Annotated in this window: 20 protein-coding genes; 2 read left to right on the top strand and 18 right to left on the bottom strand. The window is 69.8% G+C overall.

The features are described from left to right. Nucleotides 1-69 precede the first annotated feature (69 nt). From ACFYPD_RS05535 to ACFYPD_RS05520, 4 genes are all read right to left on the bottom strand, one after another. A complete protein-coding gene (locus ACFYPD_RS05535; RefSeq protein ID WP_387109331.1) occupies nucleotides 70-1,425 on the bottom strand; it encodes an ABC transporter permease in 1,356 nt (451 codons plus the stop codon). Further along, entirely contained in the window at nucleotides 1,422-2,363 is a 942-nt protein-coding gene (locus ACFYPD_RS05530; RefSeq protein ID WP_387109328.1) for an ABC transporter ATP-binding protein, read from the bottom strand. Before ACFYPD_RS05530 ends, ACFYPD_RS05535 begins: the two co-directional genes overlap by 4 nt. 297 nt (nucleotides 2,364-2,660) lie before the next feature. Then, a complete protein-coding gene (locus ACFYPD_RS05525) occupies nucleotides 2,661-5,096 on the bottom strand; it encodes a low temperature requirement protein A (RefSeq protein ID WP_387109326.1) in 2,436 nt (811 codons plus the stop codon). A gap of 187 nt (nucleotides 5,097-5,283) precedes the next feature. Further along, nucleotides 5,284-6,837 carry an MFS transporter gene (locus tag ACFYPD_RS05520; protein WP_387109323.1) on the bottom strand — a complete coding sequence of 518 codons (1,554 nt, stop codon included), beginning with the start codon at nucleotides 6,835-6,837 and terminating at the stop codon, nucleotides 5,284-5,286. Between the two features lie 58 nt (nucleotides 6,838-6,895). On the opposite strand from ACFYPD_RS05520, the gene ACFYPD_RS05515 reads away from it, so the two are divergent. Then, nucleotides 6,896-7,426: a winged helix-turn-helix transcriptional regulator gene (locus tag ACFYPD_RS05515; protein ID WP_387109320.1), complete on the top strand. Its 531-nt coding sequence runs from the start codon at nucleotides 6,896-6,898 to the stop codon at nucleotides 7,424-7,426. Between the two features lie 90 nt (nucleotides 7,427-7,516). Here ACFYPD_RS05515 and ACFYPD_RS05510 read toward each other — a convergent pair whose 3' ends face one another. The 14 genes from ACFYPD_RS05510 to ACFYPD_RS05445 form a co-directional block, all read right to left on the bottom strand. Continuing rightward, a complete protein-coding gene (locus ACFYPD_RS05510) occupies nucleotides 7,517-8,119 on the bottom strand; it encodes a lactate utilization protein C (protein WP_387109317.1) in 603 nt (200 codons plus the stop codon). Beyond that, entirely contained in the window at nucleotides 8,116-9,525 is a 1,410-nt protein-coding gene (locus tag ACFYPD_RS05505) for a LutB/LldF family L-lactate oxidation iron-sulfur protein (protein WP_387110578.1), read from the bottom strand. Before ACFYPD_RS05505 ends, ACFYPD_RS05510 begins: the two co-directional genes overlap by 4 nt. A gap of 17 nt (nucleotides 9,526-9,542) precedes the next feature. After that, nucleotides 9,543-10,316: a (Fe-S)-binding protein gene (locus ACFYPD_RS05500; protein ID WP_387109315.1), complete on the bottom strand. Its 774-nt coding sequence runs from the start codon at nucleotides 10,314-10,316 to the stop codon at nucleotides 9,543-9,545. Nucleotides 10,317-10,532: 216 nt separating this feature from the next. Then, nucleotides 10,533-11,204, bottom strand: a complete 672-nt coding sequence (locus tag ACFYPD_RS05495) for a FadR/GntR family transcriptional regulator (protein ID WP_387109312.1) — start codon at nucleotides 11,202-11,204, stop codon at nucleotides 10,533-10,535. A gap of 44 nt (nucleotides 11,205-11,248) precedes the next feature. Beyond that, nucleotides 11,249-12,100 (bottom strand): amidohydrolase family protein, encoded by an 852-nt coding sequence (locus ACFYPD_RS05490; RefSeq protein WP_387109309.1) that lies wholly within the window; start codon nucleotides 12,098-12,100, stop codon nucleotides 11,249-11,251. Continuing rightward, a complete protein-coding gene (locus ACFYPD_RS05485) occupies nucleotides 12,097-13,107 on the bottom strand; it encodes an aldo/keto reductase (RefSeq protein ID WP_387109306.1) in 1,011 nt (336 codons plus the stop codon). The genes ACFYPD_RS05490 and ACFYPD_RS05485 overlap by 4 nt, the downstream gene beginning before the upstream one ends. Continuing rightward, nucleotides 13,104-13,415 carry an L-rhamnose mutarotase gene (locus ACFYPD_RS05480; RefSeq protein WP_387109304.1) on the bottom strand — a complete coding sequence of 104 codons (312 nt, stop codon included), beginning with the start codon at nucleotides 13,413-13,415 and terminating at the stop codon, nucleotides 13,104-13,106. Before ACFYPD_RS05480 ends, ACFYPD_RS05485 begins: the two co-directional genes overlap by 4 nt. Before the next feature lie 14 nt (nucleotides 13,416-13,429). Further along, nucleotides 13,430-14,203: an SDR family NAD(P)-dependent oxidoreductase gene (locus ACFYPD_RS05475; RefSeq protein ID WP_387109301.1), complete on the bottom strand. Its 774-nt coding sequence runs from the start codon at nucleotides 14,201-14,203 to the stop codon at nucleotides 13,430-13,432. After that, nucleotides 14,203-15,585, bottom strand: coding sequence for an L-fuconate dehydratase (locus ACFYPD_RS05470; protein ID WP_387109298.1), 1,383 nt, complete (start codon nucleotides 15,583-15,585; stop codon nucleotides 14,203-14,205). Before ACFYPD_RS05470 ends, ACFYPD_RS05475 begins: the two co-directional genes overlap by 1 nt. Next, nucleotides 15,582-16,430, bottom strand: a complete 849-nt coding sequence (locus ACFYPD_RS05465; RefSeq protein ID WP_387109296.1) for a fumarylacetoacetate hydrolase family protein — start codon at nucleotides 16,428-16,430, stop codon at nucleotides 15,582-15,584. The genes ACFYPD_RS05470 and ACFYPD_RS05465 overlap by 4 nt, the downstream gene beginning before the upstream one ends. Before the next feature lie 88 nt (nucleotides 16,431-16,518). Beyond that, the gene (locus ACFYPD_RS05460) at nucleotides 16,519-17,349 is read right to left on the bottom strand and encodes a carbohydrate ABC transporter permease (RefSeq protein WP_387109293.1); all 831 of its coding nucleotides are present in this window, start codon (nucleotides 17,347-17,349) and stop codon (nucleotides 16,519-16,521) included. After that, entirely contained in the window at nucleotides 17,346-18,218 is an 873-nt protein-coding gene (locus tag ACFYPD_RS05455; protein ID WP_387109291.1) for a carbohydrate ABC transporter permease, read from the bottom strand. The genes ACFYPD_RS05460 and ACFYPD_RS05455 overlap by 4 nt, the downstream gene beginning before the upstream one ends. 183 nt (nucleotides 18,219-18,401) lie before the next feature. Then, a complete protein-coding gene (locus ACFYPD_RS05450) occupies nucleotides 18,402-19,691 on the bottom strand; it encodes an extracellular solute-binding protein (protein ID WP_387109288.1) in 1,290 nt (429 codons plus the stop codon). Between the two features lie 87 nt (nucleotides 19,692-19,778). Then, nucleotides 19,779-19,943, bottom strand: coding sequence for a hypothetical protein (locus ACFYPD_RS05445; protein ID WP_387109285.1), 165 nt, complete (start codon nucleotides 19,941-19,943; stop codon nucleotides 19,779-19,781). A gap of 349 nt (nucleotides 19,944-20,292) precedes the next feature. Here ACFYPD_RS05445 and ACFYPD_RS05440 point away from each other — a divergent pair, with 349 nt between their 5' ends. Continuing rightward, nucleotides 20,293-23,175: an alpha-L-fucosidase gene (locus ACFYPD_RS05440; protein ID WP_387109283.1), complete on the top strand. Its 2,883-nt coding sequence runs from the start codon at nucleotides 20,293-20,295 to the stop codon at nucleotides 23,173-23,175. Nucleotides 23,176-23,233: the final 58 nt, after the last annotated feature.

The following is a 23,233-nucleotide window of genomic DNA, read 5'->3' as shown; positions in this document are numbered from 1 at the left end:
ATGCGTCGACGGAGAAGGCCGGGAGCGCCCTTCTCGACACGCCGACGGCGGCGTGTTACCTGCATGAAGTCATCCCTTCGTGGTGTGGAGCAGTTCGACCTTGCCGTCGAACTGCCAGAGCGGGTTCGGTGCGTCCCCGGTCGGGGTCCGCACCAGGAAGTAGCCGTTCACTTCCTTCGGTCCGTCGCCATCGGCCACGAACCGCCCATCGGGGGTGACGTCGAGCTGGTAGATGGCCGTCCCTGCGGCCTCGACGTCGGGGAGGTGCCAGGAGACGACGCAACGCCAGTCGTTGCCCGGACCTTCGGTGGCGAGCTCGCCGCCGCCCTTGTTGCACGTCGCTGTCGCCTTCAGTTGGGCCTCGGTGACATCCGGGCGGTTGAGCTGCTCGGTCTGCAGGCGGTAGAGGTGGGCGAATGCCATCGCCACCGAGCGCTGCACCTTGTCCTGCTCGATACCGGAGCCCGTGGCCGGCGTCGCTGCGGCGACGGCCCCGATCGTCACGGCCAGCAACCCGACCAGCGGCAGCACTCCGGCGGTGACCGCGCGGCGCCCCGAGCCGTCACAGGTCAGGTTGGTGAAGTCGCGGCGGACGAACAACAGGTACGCCAGCGCCGTCGCAGTCACGGCCCACAGCAGGCTGACTCCGATGCCGATCAGGAGCGGGCCGACCTGAGCCGGGCTGGTGAACAGGCCGTTCCAGGCGATGAAGGCGTAGCCGGGCAGCGCGAGGCGCACGGCGACGGGCAGTGGCAGCATCTGGGCGAGCTGCATGGCGAGCGCGACGAGCGCGGGCAGCAGCAGTCCCATCGGGGACCGGCCCAGCGCCACGGACCCGAGCAGCCCGATGGCGGCCAGCGCCAGGGTCGGGGCGAGTACGCAGACCCAGGCGAGCAGGACCTTCCCGGCCGCATCCCCGGCCGTGAGCAGGTGGCCGTCGAGGCCGACCAGCGGCTGGTTGCCGACTGCCACGATCCCGCCCACCGCGCTGGAGCAGGCCAGCCCGGCAACGAGCAGCAGGATGACGGTGAGGCTGGACAGTGCCTTCGCGGCGAAGATCCGTCGAGGCGACCGGACCGCTACGAGCAGGTGACGCCAGGTGCCGAGCCGGTCCTCGGAGGCGAACACATCGCCGGCGACCACCGAGGTCACCAGCGGAAGCGCCCAGGTCCCTGCGAAACCGAGCGTCACCAGCGACCCGGCCCACCCCGTGGCGTGCATCCAGCGACCGAAGAGGGTGTCGACCGGTAGCGAGCTCTGCTGGCTGACCGCGGCGACGAAGAGCGCCGGCGCGATCCAGCAGGCGAGGACCAGCAGGCGGATCCGCCACTGCGAGACCAGCTTGACCAGCTCGAAGCGGTAACCGCGCGCCACGGAGACGCGGCGGACACCGGCGACATGGGCGTCGGCGATGGTCGCGGTCATCGGCTGACCTCCTGCTGCTCGGTGAGGGCGAGAAAGGCGGCCTCGAGCGGCGACACCACGGGCACGAGCTCCCGCACCGCGATGCCCGCGTGCACGAGCCGCACCACCAGGTCGTCCAGGGCGGGCACCAGCGCGTGCACGACCAGCACCTCGGCGTCGGGCCGTGTCCCGGCACCGGCGACGACGCGGATCCCGGCCGTGTCGGCAGCCAGCCGGCGGGCGGCCTGTGGGTCGGAGGTGAGCAGCCGGTAGTCGAGGTCACGGGTCTCGGCGGCCAGTTTGCTCAGCGGGCCGGAGAAGACGACACGTCCGGTGGCAAGGATGGTGACCTCGGAGCACAGCGCCTCGAGATCGTCCATGCGGTGGCTCGACAGCACGACGCTGGTTCCGTCGGCCGCGAGCCCGGCGAGAACGCCGTGTACGTGTTTCTTGCCGGCCGGGTCGAGGCCGTTGGCAGGTTCGTCGAGCACGAGCAGCCGGGGCTTGGTGAGTAGCGCCGCGGCGAGCCCGAGCCGCTGACGCATGCCGAGGGAGAAGCCGCGGGCCCGGTCATCCGCGACATCGGTGAGTCCGACCTGGTCGAGCAGGTCATCGATCCCCGTCGCCCGGACGTCATGGCCGCGGAGGGCGGCCAGCGCGGCGAGGTTCTGCCGGGCGGTGAGCGAGGGGTAGAGGCCCGGCCCGTCCACGAAGCCCGCGACACCCTCGGGTGCGGCGAGCGCCCGCCCGACCGGCGTACCCAGGATCTCGAGACGGCCGCCGTCGGCGACGGCCAGGCCCAGCAGGAGGCCGAGCAAGGTGGTCTTGCCGGCGCCATTGGGCCCGACCAGGCCGTGAATCTGCCCCTGCGCCACATCGAGGTCGATGCCGTCCAGGGCGACGACGTCGCCGAAACATTTGGTGATACCGCGAGCCCGGATGCCGAGGAGTCCGTCCATGAGCCCCTTCTTTCGTAGCCCCAAGCAACTTAGGGAAGGGACCCATCCCCAGGCAGGGACAGACTTTGAACGTTCGGGGAACGGCAGACGACGGGCAACCACGGCGCCGCCCGGGCCTCCGTCCTGATAGCTCGCCGAGCTGATCGCCCGCTACGACCCCAGACGTATGGAACGGGTGAAGGTCAGGGGTGCCTCACGGCGAATTCGTCGAGGCCGATGCTGTGGTGCGGGCATCGGTTGGACGGGGCGGTGTGGAACTGCCGAGGTGCTCGCCCGGCATAGTCGACGGCCGTTTCCTCACTGACCTCGTCGGGCCAACCAACCTCGGCGTTTCACTTCAATCGCGATGAACCCGAGGCAGACTGCGGTCAGTGCGGCGAGCGTGGTTAGCGCCGGCACATGGACGGTGGCGGATGCCAGTGCTGTGATCACCAACGTTTGTGTGATCCGTTGTGGGTCAGCACGCTGGGTCAGCCGCCACCGGATGGCGTGGTCTGCGAGCAGGTAGACGATCACGCCGCCGAAGAGGGCCAGGTGCGAGAGCGGGTACAGCGGGACGCCGAGTTCGAACAGGCCCCGGTTGCCCAGCACGGACATCGTCTTGCCGAGCCCGAGCGAGACGAGCACGATGCCGGCGATCATCGGCAGGTGCAGCAGCGCGTAGGCGTCCTGGGCCAGCGCCGCACGCCGGTCTCTGCCGCTTGCCGCCAGCACGCGCCCACCGTAGACGGCTGTCGTGCTGAAATAGATCCACCAGAGTGCGGCGAGCAGGGCCGTACCCACTGCGGAAGCGACGATGATTCGCGCGGAGACGGGCGTGTAGGCCACGGCAGTGCCCATGGAGATGACCGCTTGGCCGAGCGCGATGATGATGACAAGGCTGTACCGGTCGGCCCAGTGCTCGGCGGACCAGGTCCACGAGTGGCGGGTTTCGGCGAGTCGGTTGCCGACGAGATCCACGGCGATAGCGGCGATCCAGAGCCCGGCGCGCACAGGAGTCAGCAGCCGGACATCACCGACGGGCTGCGGGATCAACGCGGCGGCAAGCAGGATGGCGAGCGCCAGCAGGGTCGGCACGGCGTAGCGCATCAGGGCGGCCCGTCGCGTGGCATCTTGTCGGACGGTGTACCAGAACGCGCCGAGAAACAGCAGCCGGATCAGCGCGTAGCAGGTCACGAAGACCAGCGGTCCCGGCAGGCCGGTGCCGTCGGCGCTGAACGCCTCCGGGCTGGCCAGGGTGATCAGCGCGGTGAGCGCGACGACGAGCACCAGCACCAGGCGTACCACCGGGTGCTCTGAGCGGACCGCGATGCCCAGCCAGGTGTAGGCGCACCAGGCAGTCCAGAGAACGATGAGCACCAGCAGCCCCCGGAACACGCCACGCCAGGTCGGGTCGTCCGCCATCAGGGCGGCGACCTGCAGAAATGCGTACACGTAGACCAGGTCGAAGAAGAGCTCCTTCGGCGTCACCCCGGACTGCTTCATGACGGGTTGTATCTCGGCGTGCAGCCGGCGATGGCGGCGCCGGAAGACCGTGGCGTCGGCCAGCGCCATGGCGCCCACCGCTGCCGTCAACAGCGCCAGTTGGGCCAGCACCGGCACGTGAGGAGCGATCGTCGCCAGGGATCCGACCAGGAGGATTCCGAGGATGGGTGACCGCCCGAGCAGGCGCAGCGTACGTACCTCGAACAGGATCAGGCCTACGAGGTAGAGGATCACCCCGCCGTAGAGCACCATCAGCCGGATCGCGGCCGACGTCTCCGACGGCACGCGCTGCTCGGACAGTGTGTGCTGGATGCCGAGAGCGACCAGGATGAGCCCGGCCATCATCGGCAGGTGCAGGAAGCTGTACGCGTCGCGTCCAAGGAGCGCCCGTCGCGCGTCCGATACCCGTTCCAGCGCCAGCTCTGCGGCGTACCGGGCCACGTCGAAGTAGGTCCACCACAGCAGTCCGGCAAGCATGACGCCGAGCAGCGCGCCAGCCAGCACTTCCAGGGTGAGGGGATGCGCCACGGCAACACCCTGGCCCAGCCCGACCGAGATGATGGCCTCGCCGACACCGATCAGGATGATCAAGCTGTGCCGTTCCGCCCAGTAACGGATGGATCTGATCTGCCAGGTTCCGGCACCCAGCAGGAAGGTACCGCCGTAGCCGGCGATGATCGCGCACGCAACGAGGGCGAACCGGAGCCATTCGCGGGCCACCACACCGTCGGCGAATGCCTGCTCACTGTGCTCATACGATGGCACGAGGGCAGCGGCCAGCAGTGCCAGCTCACCGGCCACGAGCAATGGCCAGGCCTTCCACTGTCGCCGGCGAGTGCCGGGTTCCGCCACGCCGGCGGCGGTGGCGAACACGAGGGCGCCGCTGCGGGCGACGATGTAGCAGATCGCGAACACGACCGGCCCGGAGAGCCCGCCGACACGGTCAGCGAAGGCCTCCCGGGCCGTCAGGCCCATCACGAAGAGGGTCGCGCTGAGTCCGAACATGAACACGGGCATGATGCCCCGGTCCAGCCGGAGGATGTTGCCGAGCCACGCGTACGGTGCCCAACAACCCCACAGCAGTACGAGCAGCAGCAGACCTCGTGGGAGACCGGCCGGGTTGAGCTGCTCGGCAGTCACACCCGTGACGTTCAGAAACGCGAAAACGAAGATCAGGTCCAGGAACAGCTCCAGCCGAGTAACACTGCCCTCTCCCCGGGCCAGGTGGAGTCGACCGAAGCTCCGCACGACCTCACTCTGCCAACAAGCCGTCCCCGCGACCGCGTGATCGCCTCATCCAGGCGAGGGGGACGGCGGCAACCGGCCCGTGATCATCGGCGACCGAAGTCGCGCTTCGATCGGCGGGAGACGGGGCGTCCGAGCCGGAGCCGGGACGCCTCTCTCGATCGTCAGTGACGAGCGGGCGACCGGTGGATCAGGAAGTTGCTGGGCGGTGTCGGACGAACAGCACCGTCGGGATCACCATGACGAGCAGGACGACGCCGCCGACGAGCCAGCCGAGGTGGAGTGCGTCGGTGAAGGCCCGCGGCACGGCCAGGGAGAGCGTGTGTGCCAGCGGGGCCGGGAGCTGGTCGGTGCTGCCGGGGTGCGTGGCTCCCGCGACGACCGCCTGGGCCTTGTCGGACGGCACTCCGGCCGCCGCGAGCTGCTCGTGCAGGTACTTCGGGAAGCGGGTCGTCGCGAGGGTGCCCAGAATGCTCGGGCCGAGCACGCTGCCCAGCTGGCGGAACATGTTGACCGAGCCGGCGGCCATGCCGGCCTGCAGCGGTGGCACGCTGTTGACGGCGGCGGCGGTCGACGGCGCCACCAGGAGCGCCGAGCCGACGCCGGCGACGAACAGCCCCGGCCACATCGCCCCGTACCCGCTGAACGGGCCGACCATCAGCAGCGCGAGGGCCCCGGCGCCCATGAGGACGAGCCCCGCGGCGAGCACGGGGGCGATGCCGACCCGGCGGGCCAGGCGTCCGGCGAGTGCGCTGACGACGATGTAGGAGACGAACATGGGAAGCAGCTTCACCCCGGTCTCCAGGGCGCTCGCGTGGGCGATCCGTTCCAGGTAAAGGACGGTGAGCAGCGAGATGCCGACGAAGCCGAACATGGTGGCGGCGCCGATGGTCATCACGGTCGCGAACGAGGCGCTCTTGAACAGCCGCAGGTCCAGCATGGGATCGTGGTGGCGGAGTTCGAGCCGGACGAAGGCCACCAGCGAGACGGCGAAGACCGCGTAAGCCACGATGATCGGGGGCCGGCCGTAGCCGCTGGCGCCGCCTTGAATGATGGCGTATGTCGCCGACGCGATCGCGATGGTGCCCAGCAGCACGCCGGCGGGATCGAGTCGGCGGGTCGGATGTTTGCTCTCTGCCACGAACAGCGGGGCGAGCACGAGGGCGAGCACCCCGAGGACGAGGTTGGTGAGGTAGACCGCGTGCCAGGATGCCTGGTCCAGGAGCGCGCCCGCCACGAGCGGCCCGATCGCCAGCCCGAGGCCGGCGCAGCTGGCCCAGACGCTGATGGCGCCGGTCCGCTCGTTGGGGTCGGTGAAGGCGTGACTCACGATCGACAGGCTCGATGGCAGCACGGCCGCGGCGCCGACGCCCATCACGGCCTGGGCCGTGATGAGCAGACCCGCGTTCGGCGCGGCGAAGGCGAGCGCGCTGCCGAGCGTGACGAGAACAACGCCGTAGCAGAAGACCCGCCGCCGCCCGAGCAGGTCGCTCAGCGCGCCGGCGGAGAGGACCAGGCTCACCACGGCGAGGCTGAAGGCGCTGCTCACCCAGACCAGTGTGCTGGCGGACAGGTGCAGGTCGTCCTGGATCGGCGGCAGCGCCGAGATGGTCGACGACACGTTGACGAAGGTCATCATCACGCCCAGGCAGACGACGAAGAGGGCGAACCATCGTCGCCGTGCCCCGGTGGTGGACGCCGGGCGGGGCGCTGCGGCGGCGCTATGCTGGCTAGTGGAAACCATAGCCAGGACGGTAGCACCCCTGGCTATGCAAATGCCTAGCCAGAGGGGTGTGGTACCCATGACACAGCCAGCCGGGCCGGCCGGGCCCGACACCGAGGCCGTCATCACCTTGACCGGCCGCTTCGCCGATCGCGACGCGTGGCAGGCGGAGGGCTGGTGCCACATCGAGCACGCGCTGGAGTTGATCGGCACCCGGTCGGCGATGATCCTGATGCGCGAGATCTACTACGGTGGCCGTCGCTTCGACGAACTGGCCCGGCATACCGGCCTGACCGAGGCGGTGGCCGCCAAGCGGCTCAAGCGGCTGGTCGCCGACGGTCTGCTGCAGCGACGGCCTTACCAGGAGCCGGGCAAGCGGACCAGGTACGAGTACGTCCTCACCGAACTGGGCCGAGAGCTCTTCCCCGTGCTCGTCGCCCTGATGCAGTGGGGGGAGCGGCTCGGCCGCGACGGCGGCGTCGAACTCGTGCACGCCGGCTGCGGGAGTCCGCTCGGCGTCGTGGTGAAGTGTGCAAACGGGCACGAGGTGGCGCTACCCGACACGGCCGCCCGGCTGGTGACGGACGGAAACAGCACCGAACTCCCGTAACTGGACCGGCACACCTCCCCCGCCGACGATCTCTACTGCCGGCTGATCGAGTCCAGCGGCCGGCCCGATCGTCACGCCCGCTGGCCCGGTTCAGGTCGTGACGATCACGTGGAGGTTCCGAGGTCCGTGGACGCCCTCGACCCGGTTGAGTTCGATGTCACTGGTTGCCGACGGCCCGCTGATCCACGTCAGGGGTCGGTGCGGATCGACCCGGGCGAGGGCGTCCGGCACGGTGGCGACGACCTGCTCGGTCCGCACCACGCACACGTGCACGTCCGGCAGCAGCGTGATGATCCGGCGGCCCTGGTCGGGGGCCCCGTCGAGCAGGATCGTGCCGGTCTCGGCCACGGCCACCGCCGCCGCGGTGACGACCCCGTCCAGGGCCGCGATCCGCGCCGCGGTGAGGTTGTCGTCCGGCACCGCGGTGACGCTGGCCGGCAGCCAGTGCCGGGGCAGTCCGGGTGGCACGACGATCTGCCGGCCGCCGAGTACCTCGTCGACGGTGCGGGCGACGTCAGCGTCGGCGCACCGGTGCACGGTGGCCCGGTAGTCGGTGAGGCGGTCCACGAGCAGGTCGAGATCGGCGGCGACCGTGCCGGCGGGCCGGTAGTCCCGGGGCGCCGCGGCCGGCGCGGTCCGAGGCTCGCCGAGAGCGGCACGGAGCCGATCGAGGATGAGGTCCCGTCCGGTCACCGCTCGGCCCACCACTGGCGGAAACTCTGCGGCGGCGGCTGCGGCAGGTCACGACTGGCCGTCCAGCCGGACAGCGGCGGCGGCAGGCCGCGCCCGCGCGGGCCGGCGAGCCGGCTCAGCTTCGCGGCGCGCTGCGCGGCCGCGTACAGCGCCGGATGGTCCATCGTGTACGCGGCCGCGGCCATCGCCACCGCCTCGGCGCGGGGGTGGGGGGCCTCGGCGCGCAGGTGGACCAGGATCGACGGAATGTCGATCATCACCGGGCAGGCGTCGTAGCAGGCACCGCAGAGCGACGAGGCATACGGCAGCGAGGCGTTGTCGGCCACACCGGTCAGTTGCGGGGACAGCACCGCCCCGATCGGCCCCGGATAGACCGACCCGTACGCGTGCCCGCCGGTGCGTTCGTACACCGGGCAGACGTTCAGGCAGGCCGAGCAGCGGATACAGTGCAGCGCCTGCCGGCCCACCTCGTCGGCGAGCACCGCGCTGCGGCCGTTGTCCAGCAGCACCAGGTGGAACGTCTGCGGGCCGTCGCCCGGCGTGACGCCGGTCCACATCGAGGTGTAGGGGTTCATCCGCTCCCCCGTCGACGCCCGCGGCAGCAACTGGAGGAAGACCTCCAGGTCCCGCCAGGTGGGGACGACCTTCTCGATGCCCATCACGGTGATCAGAGTGTCGGGCAGGGTGAGGCACATCCGCCCGTTGCCCTCCGACTCCACCACGGCCAGGGTGCCCGTCTCGGCCACGGCGAAGTTCGCCCCCGAGATCGCCACCTTCGTGCTGAGGAAGGTCTGCCGCAGATGCCGGCGCGCCGCCGCCGCCAGCGCCGGCGGCTCGTCGGTCAGCCCCGGGTCGACGTCGGGCATCTCGCGCAGGAAGATCTCCCGGATCTCCGCGCGGTTGCGGTGGATCGCCGGCACCAGGATATGACTCGGTTTGTCCCGTCCGAGCTGCACGATCAGCTCGGCGAGGTCGGTCTCCACCGGCTCGATCCCGGCGGCCTCCAGGGCCTCGTTCAGGCCGATCTCCTGGGTGGCCATCGACTTGACCTTCATCACCCGGTCGGCGCCGGTGGCCCGGACAAGGTCGGTGACGATCCGGTTGGCCTCGACCGCGTCAGGCGCCCAGTGCACCGTGCCGCCGGCCGCGGTGACCGCCGCCTCCAACTGTTCCAGCAGCTCGGGCAGGCGGGCCATGGTGTCGGTCTTGATCGCCCGGCCGGCGGCCCGCAACTCCGGCCAGTCCGGTACCTCATCGATCACCGCCCCCGACTTGCCGCGGATCGTCGTGGTGGCATGCCGCAGGTTCCGGCGAAGCTGGGCGTCACCCAACGCCCGCCGGGCCGCGGCCGGGAACGGCTCGTCGCCACGCAAATGCCCCACCCCGCGCGGCGCAGGCGTCGGCATGCCCAGGAACGTCCTGCTCACGACCGCACCTCCCACCGGTCCCGCTCACCGGCTGTCCCCGACCGTTCCGTGCTGGCGAGGATCTCCGCCAGATGCACCGTCCGCACCCCCGCTCTCAGCCGGGACAGCCCGCCGCCGATGTGCATCAGGCACGACGCGTCTCCGGCGGTGCACACGTCCGCCCTCGTGGCCAGCACGTTGCGCATCTTGTCCGCCAGCATCGCCGTCGAGGTGTCCGCGTTCTTCAGCGCGAAGGTGCCTCCGAAGCCGCAGCACTGTTCCGCCTGCGGCAGCTCTACCAGCTCCAGACCACGCACCTCGCGCAGCAGGCGCAAGGGTTTGTCCCCGATCCGGATCATCCGCAGGGAGTGACACGTCGGGTGGTACGTCACCCGGTGCGGAAAGTACGCCCCGACATCGGTCACCCCCAGCACGTCGACCAGCAGTTCCGACAGCTCATACGTCCGCGCGGCCACCTCCTCCGCCCGACGCGCCAGCCACTCGTCCTCCGCCCGACGCGCCACCATCGCGTGCTGATGCCGCACCGATCCCACGCACGAGCCCGACGGCGCCACCACGACGTCGTACGGGGCGAACACCCGCACGTGCCGGCGGACCAGCCGCAACGCCTCGTCCGGATAGCCGGTGTTGACGTGCATCTGCCCGCAGCACGTCTGGTCCTCGGGGAAGACCACCTCGTGGCCCAGGCGCTCCAGCAGCCGTACTGTCGCTTTGGCCGCCTCCGGGAAGAGGGTGTCGGCGAGGCAGGTCACGAACAGGGCGATCCGCATCGTCAGCCACCCATCCGGTCTTCGGCGGCTCGGCGGGCCGCCTGGTCACCTCGCGGCTCGTACCGGACGGGGTGCGGGGTATCGGGCCGGAGGGCCAGCAGTGCCGGCAGGTCCGGGTGCAGCTGGCGGCCATCAGCCACGCCGGTGAGCCACAGCCCGGGGGCCGCTCTCTCGTCACGGGGATGCCGGTAGCGGTACGTCCAACGATCGGCACGCTCAGACAATGCGGCCCAGCCATTCCTCGACGCCGGCGATGTGGACCGTCGCCCAGGATCGGGCCAGCTCGGGCTGCCGGGAGGCGATGGCCTCCAGAATCGCGGCATGCTGTTCGCGGGTCTTGTGGACGGCGCCTTCCTGCGTCAGTCCCCGCCAGATGCGGGCGCGGGTGGTCGGGCCGGAGAGGCTGTCGAGCAGCGAGGTGAGCAGTTTGTTGCCCGCGCAGGCCGCGATCTGCCGATGGAACTCCAGGTCGTTGGCGACGAGTTCGTCGATGCTCGGATCCTCGCCGAGCGCGTCCAGGACGCTCCGGAGCTTGCCGAGTTCCTCGTCGCTGATCCGCTGCGCCGCGAGCGCGGTGGCGGCCGGCTCGAGAATGCGGCGTACCTCCAGGAACTGCAGGACGGTGTCGTCGCGGTGAAAGTCGACGACGAAGCTCAACGCGTCGAGCAGCATCGCCGGATCGAGGCTCGTCACGTACGTGCCGTCGCCCTGGCGTACGTCCAGCACCCGGATCAGCGACAGCGCCTTGACCGCCTCGCGCAGGGAGTTGCGGGACAGGCCGAGCCGCTCGGCAAGGTCGGGTTCGCGCGGCAACCGATCACCGGGGCGCAGTTCGCCCGCGACGATCATCTGCTTAATCTTGCCGATCGCCTCGTCGGTGACCGCCATGCGTTCCTTCACCGTCCCTATCTACCACGAAAACCGATACGTGCTCAGGGGCCGAGTCGGTAGGTTCGCGCCGCTGTGCCGCCGAACACCGCCGCCCGCTCCTGCGGTGACAGCGGAGGCAACGCCTCGGCCACCGCCGACAGCACCGCGCCGTAGTCGGCGGCCAGCCGGCAGACCGGCCAGTCCGAGCCGAACATCAGCCGCTCGGGTCCGAACAGCTCCACCGCCGCGCCGACGAACGGGCGCAGGTCCGCGACCCGCCACCGGTTCCAGTCCGCCTCGGTGACCAGCCCGGAGATCTTGGCGGTGACGTTCGGCAGTGCCGCGAGTTCCGCGACCGGACCCGACCATTCGGCCAGGCCGGCCGCGCCGTCGCGGATGCGGGGTTTGCCCAGGTGGTCGAGGACGAAGCCGAGCTCCGGGACGTCCCGGGCGGCCCGGGCCACCGCCGCGAGCTGGTCGACCCGGACCACGACGTCGAACGCCAGGCCGGCCTCGGCGATGGCACGAAGCCCGCGCCGGACCTGCGGGCGGTCGAGGTATTCCGGGTCCGCCTCGCCCTGCAGTTGCGGCCGGACGCCCACCAGCAGCTCGCCCCCGGGCAGCTGCCGGTAGCGGGCGATGGTGTCGGCGAGCGCGGAGTCGGCCGGATCGGCCCACGCGACCACCCCGCCGATCGCTGCGGTGCTGCTCCCGTACCGGAGCAGGATGGCCGCCTCCGCGGTGTCGCAGCGTCCGCCCTCCACCAGGATCGTCCGGTCCACGCCGGCGACGGACAGCTCCGGCTGGAGGTCGGCGGGCAGGAACGACCGGCGGATCGGAGCCAGCTCCGGCTCGTCGAGCCACCGGTAGCCGTCGTCGATCCGCCACAGGTGGTGGTGCGCGTCGACGATCACGGCGTACGCACCCGATGGGTGGGTACCGGTGCGTCCGGGCGCAGCAGCCCCTCGGCGACCAGCTCGGACCAGAAGTCGGCCGGCGGTGGTGCGGCTGCCTGCAGCGCCGCGTTCCGCCGCACCTGCCCTGGGTCGTGCGCCCCGACCACCACCGACGCCACCGTGGGGTGTGCGCCGGCGAAGGCGAGCGCCGCCGCCGGCAGCGAGGTCCCGTGCCGGGCGCAGACGGCAGCGATCGCCCGCACCCGGTCGACCATCGGGGCTGGCGCGGCGTGGTAGTCGTAGGGCAGCCCGGTGTGTGGCCGGTCGACGGCGAGCAGGCCGCTGTTGAAGACGCCCGCGTTGAGTACGGAGACGCCGCGCTGCGCGCACTCCGGCAGCAGCGTGTCCAGGGCGGGCTGCTCCAACAGCGTGTACCGGCCGGCGACCATGACGGCGTCGAGTTCGGTCTCGGTGACGAACCGGTGTAACACCTGCCACTGCATCGACCCGACTCCGATCGCGCCCACGACACCCTGTGCCCGCAGGTCGTGCAGGGCCGGATAGGCCTGCTCGAGTGCCTGAACCTGGTGGTCCTCCGGATCGTGGATGAGCACCACGTCGATCCGGTCCAGGCCGAGCCGGACCAGGCTCGCCTCCAGCGAACGGTGCACCCCGTCGGCGCTGAAGTCCCACGCCCGACGGTGGTCGGCCGGCACGTGGAAGCCCGCCGGGTCACGTCGCGCCGCACCGGCGGGATCCGGCACGAGCAGGCGACCCACCTTGGTGCTGACCGTGTACGAGGGCCGCGGCAGGCTGCGCAGCGCGTTGCCGAGCCGGCGCTCGGAGAGCCCGAGCCCGTAGTGGGGTGCGGTGTCGAAGTACCGGATGCCGGATTCCCACGCCGCCGCCACGGTGTCCGCGGCCTCGGCGTCTTTCAGCGCCGTGTAGAGATTGCCGAGTTGGGCGCAGCCGAGACCCTGCGGACTCACGGTCACCTCGGACCGGCCCAACCTGACGACGGTCACGGCAGCTCCCAGACGAGGCGCAGCCCCGAGTCGGTACCCGAGTAGTCGTCCTCGACCTCCAGCAACTCCGCCATCCGGGCCTGCCAGGGCACGTTCGCGGGATGATCCCGCAACTCGTGTCGCATCCGCTGGTAGTCCTCGACCTCGACCAGATGGAACAGGTCGCGCCCGTCCCGCCAGATCCGCCACGAGTGCACCCCGGCCGCGCGCAGCGCGCTGTCCAGCTCGGCGGGGATGACCCGGTGCACCGTGTCGTACTCGCCTTCCTTGCCCGGCTTGAGCCGGGTGTGCAGGGCGATCCGTTGCATGGCAGCTCCTTCCCTCAGTCAGGACGGTCCGCGGCGGGGCGCGGCCGCAGGCCCTGCATGCCGCCGTCGACGGCGAGGACACTGCCGGTGGTCGACCCCGCGAGCGGGCTGGCGAGGTAGGCGACCGCCGCCGCCACCTCGTTCGCGCTGACCAACCGGCCGAGGGGCTGGCGGGCCTGCAACGCGGCCAGCTCCGCCGTCGGGTCCTCGGCCGCCTCCAGCAGCCGACGCACCCACGGCGTGTCCGCCGTGCCGGGGTTGACGCAGTTGACCCGGATCCCCTCCCGCAGGTGGTCGGCCGCCATCGCCAACGTCAGCGACTGCACCGCGCCCTTGCTGGCGCTGTAGAGCGCCCGGTCCGGCAGTCCGGCGGTCGCCGCGATGGAGCAGGTGTTGACGATCGCCGCGTGGGACGACGCGCGCAGGTGCGGCAGCGCAGCGCGGGTCACCCGGACGATCCCGACCACGTTCACGTCGAGCACCCGGTGCCACTCGTCGTCCGGGTTGCTCTCCACCGTGCCGCGGGCTCCGATGCCGGCGTTGTTCACCAGCACGTCGATGCCGCCGAGCGCCTGGGCGGCGGCGGCCACGGCCTCGCGCACCGAGGGGTCGTCGGCGACGTCCGCCGCGAAACCGAGCAGCGGCTCGGGCACCGCCTCGGGACGTAGGTCCAGACAGGCCACGGCGGCGCCGCGCTCTGCGAGCAGGGTCGCCGTCGCCAGCCCGATGCCCGACGCCCCGCCGGTCACCAGGGCCCTCAACCCGGTGAACTCGCCTCGATCACCCATCACCGTTCCACCTCACCATCGGTCCGGTCGTCCTCGTCGCGGTGCCGCCCGCCGCCACTCCCACTCACCGTCGGACCGGGCGCGCCCGCGGCGGACCAGACCGGGCCGTGCGGGAATACGTACTCGGCCAGCGTCTCCGGCCGCATGGTGGCGCCGAAGCCCGGTGCGGTCGGGGCGAGGTAGCGGCCACGCGAAACCACCACCGGATCGACGAAATGTTCGTGCAGGTGGTCGACGTATTCGATGACCCGGTCCTGCATCGAGCCGGACACGGCGACGAAGTCGAACATCGACAGGTGCTGGACCAACTCGCAGAGTCCCACCCCGCCCGCGTGCGGGCACACGGGCACACGGAACTTCGCCGCCAGCAGCAGGATCGCGAGGACCTCGTTGACGCCGGCGACCCGGGCCGCGTCGATCTGCACGTAGGAGATCGCCTCGAGCTGGAGCAACTGCTTGAAGACGACCCGGTTGGCGATGTGTTCGCCCGTCGCGACCCGGATCGGTGCCACCCCGCGGGCGATGGCGGCGTGCCCGACGACGTCGTCCGGGCTGGTCGGCTCCTCGATCCAGTACGGGTCGAACGGGGCCAGCTCGCGCACCCAGCTGATCGCCTCCGGCACGTCCCAGCGCTGGTTGGCGTCGACCGCGATGCGGATGTCCGGCCCGCAGGTCTGCCGGGCTATGTCCATCCGCCGGATGTCGTCGGCCAGATTTGCGCCGACCTTCAGCTTGATCTGGGTGAAGCCCTCCGCCACCGCTTCTTTGCACAGGCGGCGCAGTTTGTCGTCGTCGTAGCCCAGCCAGCCCGGCGACGTGGTGTAGGCCGGGAACCCCTCGCGCCGCAGCAACTCCTCCCGCCCGGCGCGTCCCGGTTGTGCGGTGCGCAGGATCCGCAGCGCCTCGTCGCGGGTCAGGGCGTCGGTGAGATAGCGGAAGTCGATCAGCTCGACGAGCTCCTCCGGGCTCAGCCGGCTCAGCAGCTGCCACAGCGGCAGCCCCTCCCGCTTGGCCCGCAGGTCCCACAGGGCGTTGATCACGGCGGAGATCGCCATGTGCATGACGCCCTTCTCCGGGCCGAGCCAGCGCAGCTGCGAGTCGTGGACGAGCTCGCGCCAGAGGCCGCCGAGGTCGGCCAGGACCGCCTCCACCGACCTGCCGAGCAGGTACGGCCGCAGCGAGGCGATCGCGGCCGCCTGCACCTCGTTGCCGCGGCCGATGGTGAAGGCGAAGCCGTGCCCCTCGTGTCCGTCCACCTCGTCGGTGCGCACCACGAGGTAGGCGGCCGAGTAGTCGGGGTCGGGGTTCATGGCGTCGGAGCCGTCCAACTCGCGCGAGGTCGGAAAGCGGACGTCGAGGACCTCCAGCTCGGTGAAGTTCATGCCTGCCCCACCTCCTGGCGCTGGCGCCCCAGCCCGTCGATCTCCAGCTCGACGACGTCGCCCGCGACCAGGTACGGCTTCGGTTCGTGTTGCCCCAGTGCCACTCCGGCCGGGGTGCCGGTGTTGATCACGTCGCCCGGGTGGAGGACCATGAACTGGCTCAGGTAGCGGATGGTCTCCCCCACCGGAAAGACCATGTCGGCGGTGGTGCCGTCCTGCCGCAGTGCACCGTTGACCCACAGCCGCAGCCTCAGGGCCTGCGGGTCGGGCACCTCGTCGGCGGTGACCAGCCACGGTCCGAGCGGGTTGAAGGTCTCACAGGACTTGCCCTTGTCCCACTGGCCGCCACGCTCGAGTTGGAACTCCCGCTCGGAGACGTCGTGGGCTACGGCGTAGCCGGCGACGCAGTCCATCGCCTCGTCGATGCTGGACAGGTAGCGAGCGGTGCGTCCGATGACGACGGCGAGCTCGACCTCCCAGTCGGTCTTCGTGCTGCCACGCGGAACAAGAACCGTGTCATCGGGCCCCACCACGGTGTCCGGGGCTTTCAGGAAGACGACCGGCTCGGTCGGGAGCGGGGCACCGGTCTCGGCGGCGTGGTCCCGGTAGTTCAAGCCGATGCAAACGATCTTGTTGGGTCGCAGCGGTGGTCCGATGCGCAGTCCTCCGCTGGTGAGCAGCGGCAACTCGGCCGTCGGGAGTTCCGCCAGCCGCCTGATGCCGTGGGTGGCGAGGAACGATGCGTCCAGGTCGTCGATCAACCCGCTGAGGTCGCGCAGTCGCCCGGCCTCGTCCAGCAGTGCCGGCCGCTCCTGTCCTGGTGCGCCCACCCGCAAGAGCCTCATGCGTCGCCCCCAGAATTCATGTCGCACATCCAATACGTCGGTTCTCTGTCAGCTCACGTCAATGCACCGCGGCGCTGCGGCGCCCCGGCTACCCCTTGGTGGCGCCTCCGGTCAGGCCCTTGACGAACTGTCGTTGCAGGGCCAGGTAGAAGATGAGCACGGGCAGCGTGGCCAGGAACATCAGCGCGAAGAGGCTGCCGAAATCCGCCTGGTACTGCCCGATCGAGCGGTAGATGCCGGTGGTGATCGTGGTTCCCTGGCTCGGGCCGAGAATGATCAGTGGATTGATGAAGTCGTTCCAGATCCACACGCTGAGGAAGATGACGACGCTCGCGGTCGCGGGGCGCAGCAACGGGAAGACGACCCGCCAGAAGACCTGCATCCGGCTCGCACCGTCGATGCGCGCCGCCTCTTCGAGTTCGACCGGCACGGCGCGGATGAAGCCCATGAAGACGAAGATGCCGAACGGTACGTAGTAGCCGACGTTGAACAGCACCAGACCCTGCAGTGTCGCCATCAGGTGGGTGAACCGCAGCACATCGGTGATCGGTATCAGGATCACCTGTGGAGGGATCATGAGCCCGCAGAGCAGCAGCAGGGTCAGCGCCCGGGTCCACCGATTGCGGGTGCGGGCGAGGTAGTGGCCGAGCATCGCGGAGAGCACGATGAGCACCAGCACCGACAGGAGGGTGACGACGATGCTGTTGGTGAGGCTGACCCAGAACAGGCGGTCCGGACGGGTGAGCACCGCCTGGATGTTGGCCAGTGTGGGCGGCAGCGGAAGCTGGGCGGGTTGCTTGGCGATCAGGTCGCCGCGTTTGAAGACGTTCGCCAGGACGAAGTACAGCGGCACGAAGAATAGCGCGGCGAGCGTGATCGCTACACCGGGGCGCAGGAACGACGGTTTGCCATGTTTCACAGGTCCACCTCCCGGCGCTGCAGGAACCTCAGCGCGATCGCGGTCACGACCGCGACGATGAGCAACATCAGGATCGCCATGGCGGAGGCGTATCCACCGTGGTTGGCGTCGAAGCCGGTCTGGAGCACGTTGAAGGCGATGGTGGCGGTGGTGCCGGATCCCGGCCCGCCGTTGGTGATCACCTTGATGTAGTCGTATGCCTTGAACGCGGAGATCAGCAGGACGACGGTGTTGACGGTCAGGGCGGGCGCCAGCATCGGCCAGGTGACGGCGCGGAACCGGCGGACCGGGCCGGCGCCGTCGATCGCCGCGGCCTCCTGCAGCTCGACGGGCACACCCTGGAGGCCGGCGAGGTAGACCACGACACAGAAGCCGAGCATCTGCCAGCTGATGATCGACGCCACCGAGTACAGGGCGACGGCCGGGTCGGAGAGCCAGCCGGGGGGCTGGTCGACCCCGAGGGCCCTCAGCGTCTCGTTGAGCGGCCCTTCGCTGTCCAGCAGGCGCGACCAGATGACGCTCACGACCACGGAGCTCAGGATGACCGGGGTGAAGAAGACGCTGCGCAGGGCGTTGTAGAGCCACCCGTGCCGGTCGAGCAGCAGCGCGACCGCCAGCCCGAGCACGTTCGGCACGATCACCACGATCACGGTGAGGATGGTCGTCACCCGCAGCGCCGTGAGGAACTGGTCGTCGCGCAGCAGCAGCTGGTAGTTCTCCAGTCCCACGTACTTCGTCGGCGGGTTGAACGGGTTGTAGTTGGTCAGGCTGTAGCCGAGGCTGACCAGGATGGGCGCCAGGACGAAGCAGGCGTAGATCAGCACCCCGGGCGCGGCGAACGATGCGAAGTGCCCGAGGGCCGGCCCCAACGGGCGTCGTCGCCGGGTTCTTGTCGTCTCCTCCGATGCGGGCCGTGTGGCAGGCCTAGCGACCTGGGCAACCATTGCGCCTACTCCTTCCATCCTTACCGGTCGACCGTCGCCAGCTTCGGTGCGACCGAGGGGTGTGGAGAGCGAGCGCGCTCTCCACACCCGGTCGAACGCGTCGCCGGATCAGCCGGCCTTCGACCACTCCGTGTCCAGGAAGGCGGCGGCCTGAGCGGGCGTCTTGCGTCCCGTGATCAGATCCTGTGCGGCCGAGTCGACCTTGTCGGTCATTCCGGGCAGCAGCCCGTCGTCGGCCGTTTCCCAGCGGAATGCGTGCACGACGGCCTGCTGGGCCTGCGCCTGCTGGTAGAGCTCGTATCCCGCCTTGAAAACCGGACCCACGTCCGAGGGCAGCGTGTAGCCCTTGATTGCGGGGAAGAGTCCGTCAGCCTTGACGGACGCGTCGAGTTGCTCCTTGTCGAGCTGGAACGCCAGCGCGAACTTCTTGGCCGCGTCGAGGTTCTTCGCCTTCGCACTGACGATCATGCCGCCGCCGGTGTAGGCGGGCGCCACGACCTTGCCGTCCTCGGTCGGGAAGTTGAACACGCCGATTTCGAAGCCGGGCTTCTTGGTGTCGGCGTTCGCCGCGAACCAGTTCCCCATCGGATACATCGCACCCTTGCCGTCCAGGAACGCCTGCTCTGTGGCGGCGTAGTCCCGGGAGACGGCCGACTTGTCGAGGTAGCCCTTGGCGGCCAGGTCGGCGAACTTGCCGAGCGCCTTCTCGAAGTCGGGATCGGCGAACTTCGCCTGGTCCGACCGTCGCTTGGTCAGCCAGTCCGGCGTTTTCGCGTACAGGTCCACACTCACGAGGCCGGACAGGATCATCGACGAGGCGAAGCCATCCTTGCCACCGCCGATGACGAACGGCGTCATCCCCTTCGCCTTCAGCTTCGCCGACGCGTCGAGCAGCTCGGCCCAGGTCTTCGGGGTCGAGGTGACGCCGGCGTCGGCGAACATCTTCTTGTTGTAGTAGATCGGCGGGATGGTCTGGGTGTTGGCCGGCAGCTGGTAGTACTTCCCGTTGATCGGGTTCGCCGTCGGGTAGAGGAAGTCCTTCAACTCGTCCGGCTGCCACGGGTAGAGGTTTCCGGCCTCGGCGAACCCCGCCGGGGAAACCGCGATCATGACGTCCGGGAACTGGCCCGACTGCAGCAGCTGCTTGGCGTACGCCGTCCGACCGTCCGCGGTCGGGGCCACCAGCTTCTTGACGGTGACGTCGGGGTTCCTGTCGGTCACCCGCTTGATCGCGGCATCCCAGTACCCGGGGGTGAGGTTCGGCGTCTCGAAGGTCAGGAAGGTGACCTCCTGCTTGCCGTCCACGGTGGACGGGTTGTCACCGACCGTGCAGGCGCTGAGGGCGACGACGGCCGCGAGTGCGGCCGCCACCCGGAATGCTCGGGGCTTGTTCCGCATTGAGCCACCTCTCGTGAGGTCGGACAGTGGTGGGAGTGGCGAAGGGTCAACGCCGGAGCGCAGTACATCCGATCTTTGGGCGGAGTGTCAACGCCTGAACCCGGAAAAGACGTCATCCAACGCCGGATCGATCGGATGACTGCCCGATGAACGGCATTTCTCGGATTCGAGCGACTTCGCCTGTTTGGACCAGGGCGCTTGGTGGCGCAGCACAAGCGAATCGATGCGGTGGTGCAGCACGGGGACGTCCACCGGCTGCTGGCTTCCACCAGCGGGGCACGCCCGGGTCATCCGATGAATCACGGGTGGGCCGGCAATGATCGGATGACCACTCACCACGCTCGCCCGACGGCGGACCGACCTGGCCGCCTCCCCCTCGTATGGTGCGATCTGCCTGCGCCGATGTTCATCGCGCCCTACGACGGGTCTACAGAGGTCTTGACCATCGCCGATGGCAGTTGTAATCATCGGATGTCTTTATTCGAAACCTCGATGTAACCACTGACCAGACAGACCATCGAGAGGCGATGTCCCCATGAGACTTCGACCGCACGGCGGTACCCGACCACGATCCGAGCGGGCGTGGAGCAGGTGGCGCCTGTTGGGCGCCGCGCTCGTCCTCGTCCTGACCGCGGGGCTCATCGGCGCCCCCGCCGCCCACGCGGAGGTCCAGCATCCGCGACAACAGTGGATGCGTGAATCCACGGCCGGCCTGTTCCTGCACTGGGGAATGTTCACCGCCCCGGCCCACCGCGACTGCGCGGAGTGGGAGGACGACGTCACCGAGGGCGGCTGGAACCCGGACTACTGGGTGGACGAGGCCCGCAAACTCGGCGCCTCCTACATCGTCCTGGCCACCTTCCACAGCCGGCTCGGGTACGCCCGCCCCTGGCCGTCGAAAATCCCCGGCAGCTGTGCGACCGAGCGCGACATCCTCGGCGAGCTCATCGAGGCCGGCAAGGCCAAGGGGGTCCGGGTCATCCTCTACATGACCGACGACCCCCAGTGGCACAACGAGCTCGGCGTCGAGACGCTGGACTCGGCGGCCTACTCGGCGTACAAGGGCCAGCAGGTCGACCTGACCACCCGCGACGGGTTCGGCATGTTCAGCTACGACCTGTTCTTCGAGGTGATGGAGAAGTACGCCGACCTGGGCGGGTTCTGGATCGACAACGACAACGCCTACTGGGAGCGGAACAACCTCTACGAGCAGATCCGCGAGAAGCGACCGTCCTGGTTGTTGAGCAACAACAACGAGGACACGCCGATCATGGACACGGTCAGCAATGAGCAGAAGACCGGCATGACGCCGGCCTACGACTACCCGCAGGCCGCCTTCACCCCCATGCCGCGCCTCACCGAGGCCGACTACAAGCTGCCAACGACCGGCTCCTGGTGGTACGACGGCGGCGACCACGCCGTCGACGTCCGGCTCAGCACCGGTCGCTACATCACCAACGCCGGCTCGTCCATGAAGTCCCTCATGGCGGAGACACCGATGGTGAACGGCAAGTTCCCCGCCCAGCAGGAGGCGTTCAACAACTTCATGGCCGAATGGGTGCCACCGATCCGGTCCTCGCTGGTCGGAACCGAGGGCGGCGGCTACCTGTACGGAGGCATGCAGCCCGGCTTCTGGAACGACGGGGCTCACGGTGTCATCACCGTGGAACCCGGTGCGAGGACCCAGTACGTGCACGTACTGACCCGGCCGCGCACGGATCAGGTCCGGTTGCGCGACAACGGCTACCAGGTGACCGGCGTGAATGACCTGAGGACCGGCGAGCGGATGCGGTTCAGCCAGTCCGGCGGGTACCTGACGATCCTCGGCATCGACACCTGGGACACCTACGACACGGTGTTCCAGGTGAGCACGGCCGGCCAGCAGTCCTTCTACCCCCAGTCGATGATCAAGGCGTCCGCGTCCTCCTCCAGCGACGGCCACCCGGCCGGAGCCCTGGTGGACGGAAGCTTCGAGAACTACTGGGACAGCAACGGGCAGCTGCCGGTCTCGCTGACGCTGGACCTCGGAGACACCCGCAAGGCGAGGTACCTCGCGGTGAACCAGCGGGAGTGGTCGCCGACCTACGCCCGGGAGTCGTTCGGCCGGCCGGAGGACTCGGCGCGGATCAAGGACTACCGCGTCTACGTCAGCAAGGACGGCGTGCGATGGGGGCAGCCGGTACGCAGCGGCGCGATGCCCAGCGCCCGTGGGGCGCAGTTCATCGACCTCGGCGACCAGCACGCCCGGTTCATCAAGCTGGAGGTCCTGAACACCTGGAGCGGTCCGCAGGCGCCGACGTTCTACCGGCAGCTGCGGATCGACGAGGTCAAGGTGGCCTACGACTACCCGGGGCCGGTCGGCACCCAACTGCCGCTGGAGGCGGAGTCGCGCAGCAACGCGCTCAACGGCAAGGCGAAGCCGGCGAAGTGCCTCGCCTGCTCCGGTTCGCACCAGGTCGTCGGGCTCGGCGGCGGCACCCGCAACTCGGTCACCTACCGGGGGGTCACCGCACCGGAGGCCGGTACCTACCGGCTGCAGATCGACCACACCGCCGCCGGCGCCGGCGGCTCGCTCTCGGTGAGCGTCAACGGCGGCGCCCCGGTCGAGGTGCCGCTCGCCGCGGACAACCCGGACGTGCCCGTCGCCTCGGCGGTCCCCGTGCCGCTGCGGGCCGGCGCCAACACCATCACGCTGTTCAGTTCGGCCGCCCGCGGGCCGGGAATCGACCGGATCGCGGTCGGGCCCCTGCCACCCGCGTCCTCCGTGCCGCGAACCACGATGACGGTGGAGCCGGCCGGCGTTCAGTGGGTCGGCCCGGGGCAGCAGTCGATCACCGTCACGGCGCGGCTGCGGCTCGACGTCGACGACGCACTCGACCAGGTCAGCATGGCCCCGGTCGTCCCCTCCGGCTGGTCGATCACCGGCGGCGCCGCGACGTCCAGGGAGATGCGCCTCGGGCAGGTTCTGGAGGGCAGCTGGACCATCACCTCGCCGGCCGGCCAGGACGTCAGCTCGGCGAAGATCCCGGTCGTGGCGTCGTTCGAGACGCTCGGCAGGCCGAGCCAGGTCAGCCGCGACCTTCGTGTGCAACTGCGCCCGACGGACCGGGTGTTCATGCGGGAGGCCGAGGACTCGGGCAACCAGCTCGGCAGCTCCGGCATCACCAGCTGCTCGCCCTGCTCCGGCGGACAGAAGGTGCGCAACATCGGCGGCAGCTCGGACGCCTACGTGCTGTTCGAGAACGTCACCGTCGACACGGCTCGCCAGTACACCCTGTTCATCGACTTCACGGTGAACGGTGACCGCTCGTTCTTCGTAACCGTCAACGGCGGTACGCCCATCGAGGTCAAGGTGAGCGGCGTCGGCAACAACACGCCCTACACGACCTCGGTCCCCGTCACCCTTCAGGCGGGCGCCAACACCATCAAGATTCACAACGACGAGGACTCCGCACCGGACCTCGACCGGCTGTCGCTGGGCTGACCCTCCCCGCGGCACCCACCCACCGTCGATGCCCTGCTCCGCCAGGTGCGCGAGCAGG

The sequence above is a fragment of the Micromonospora sp. NPDC005299 genome (genome assembly GCF_042872345.1).
Taxonomy (GTDB): domain Bacteria; phylum Actinomycetota; class Actinomycetes; order Mycobacteriales; family Micromonosporaceae; genus Micromonospora.
The sequence above is the reverse complement of the archived record's forward strand: the minus strand, read 5'-3'. Positions and strand labels throughout refer to the sequence as shown.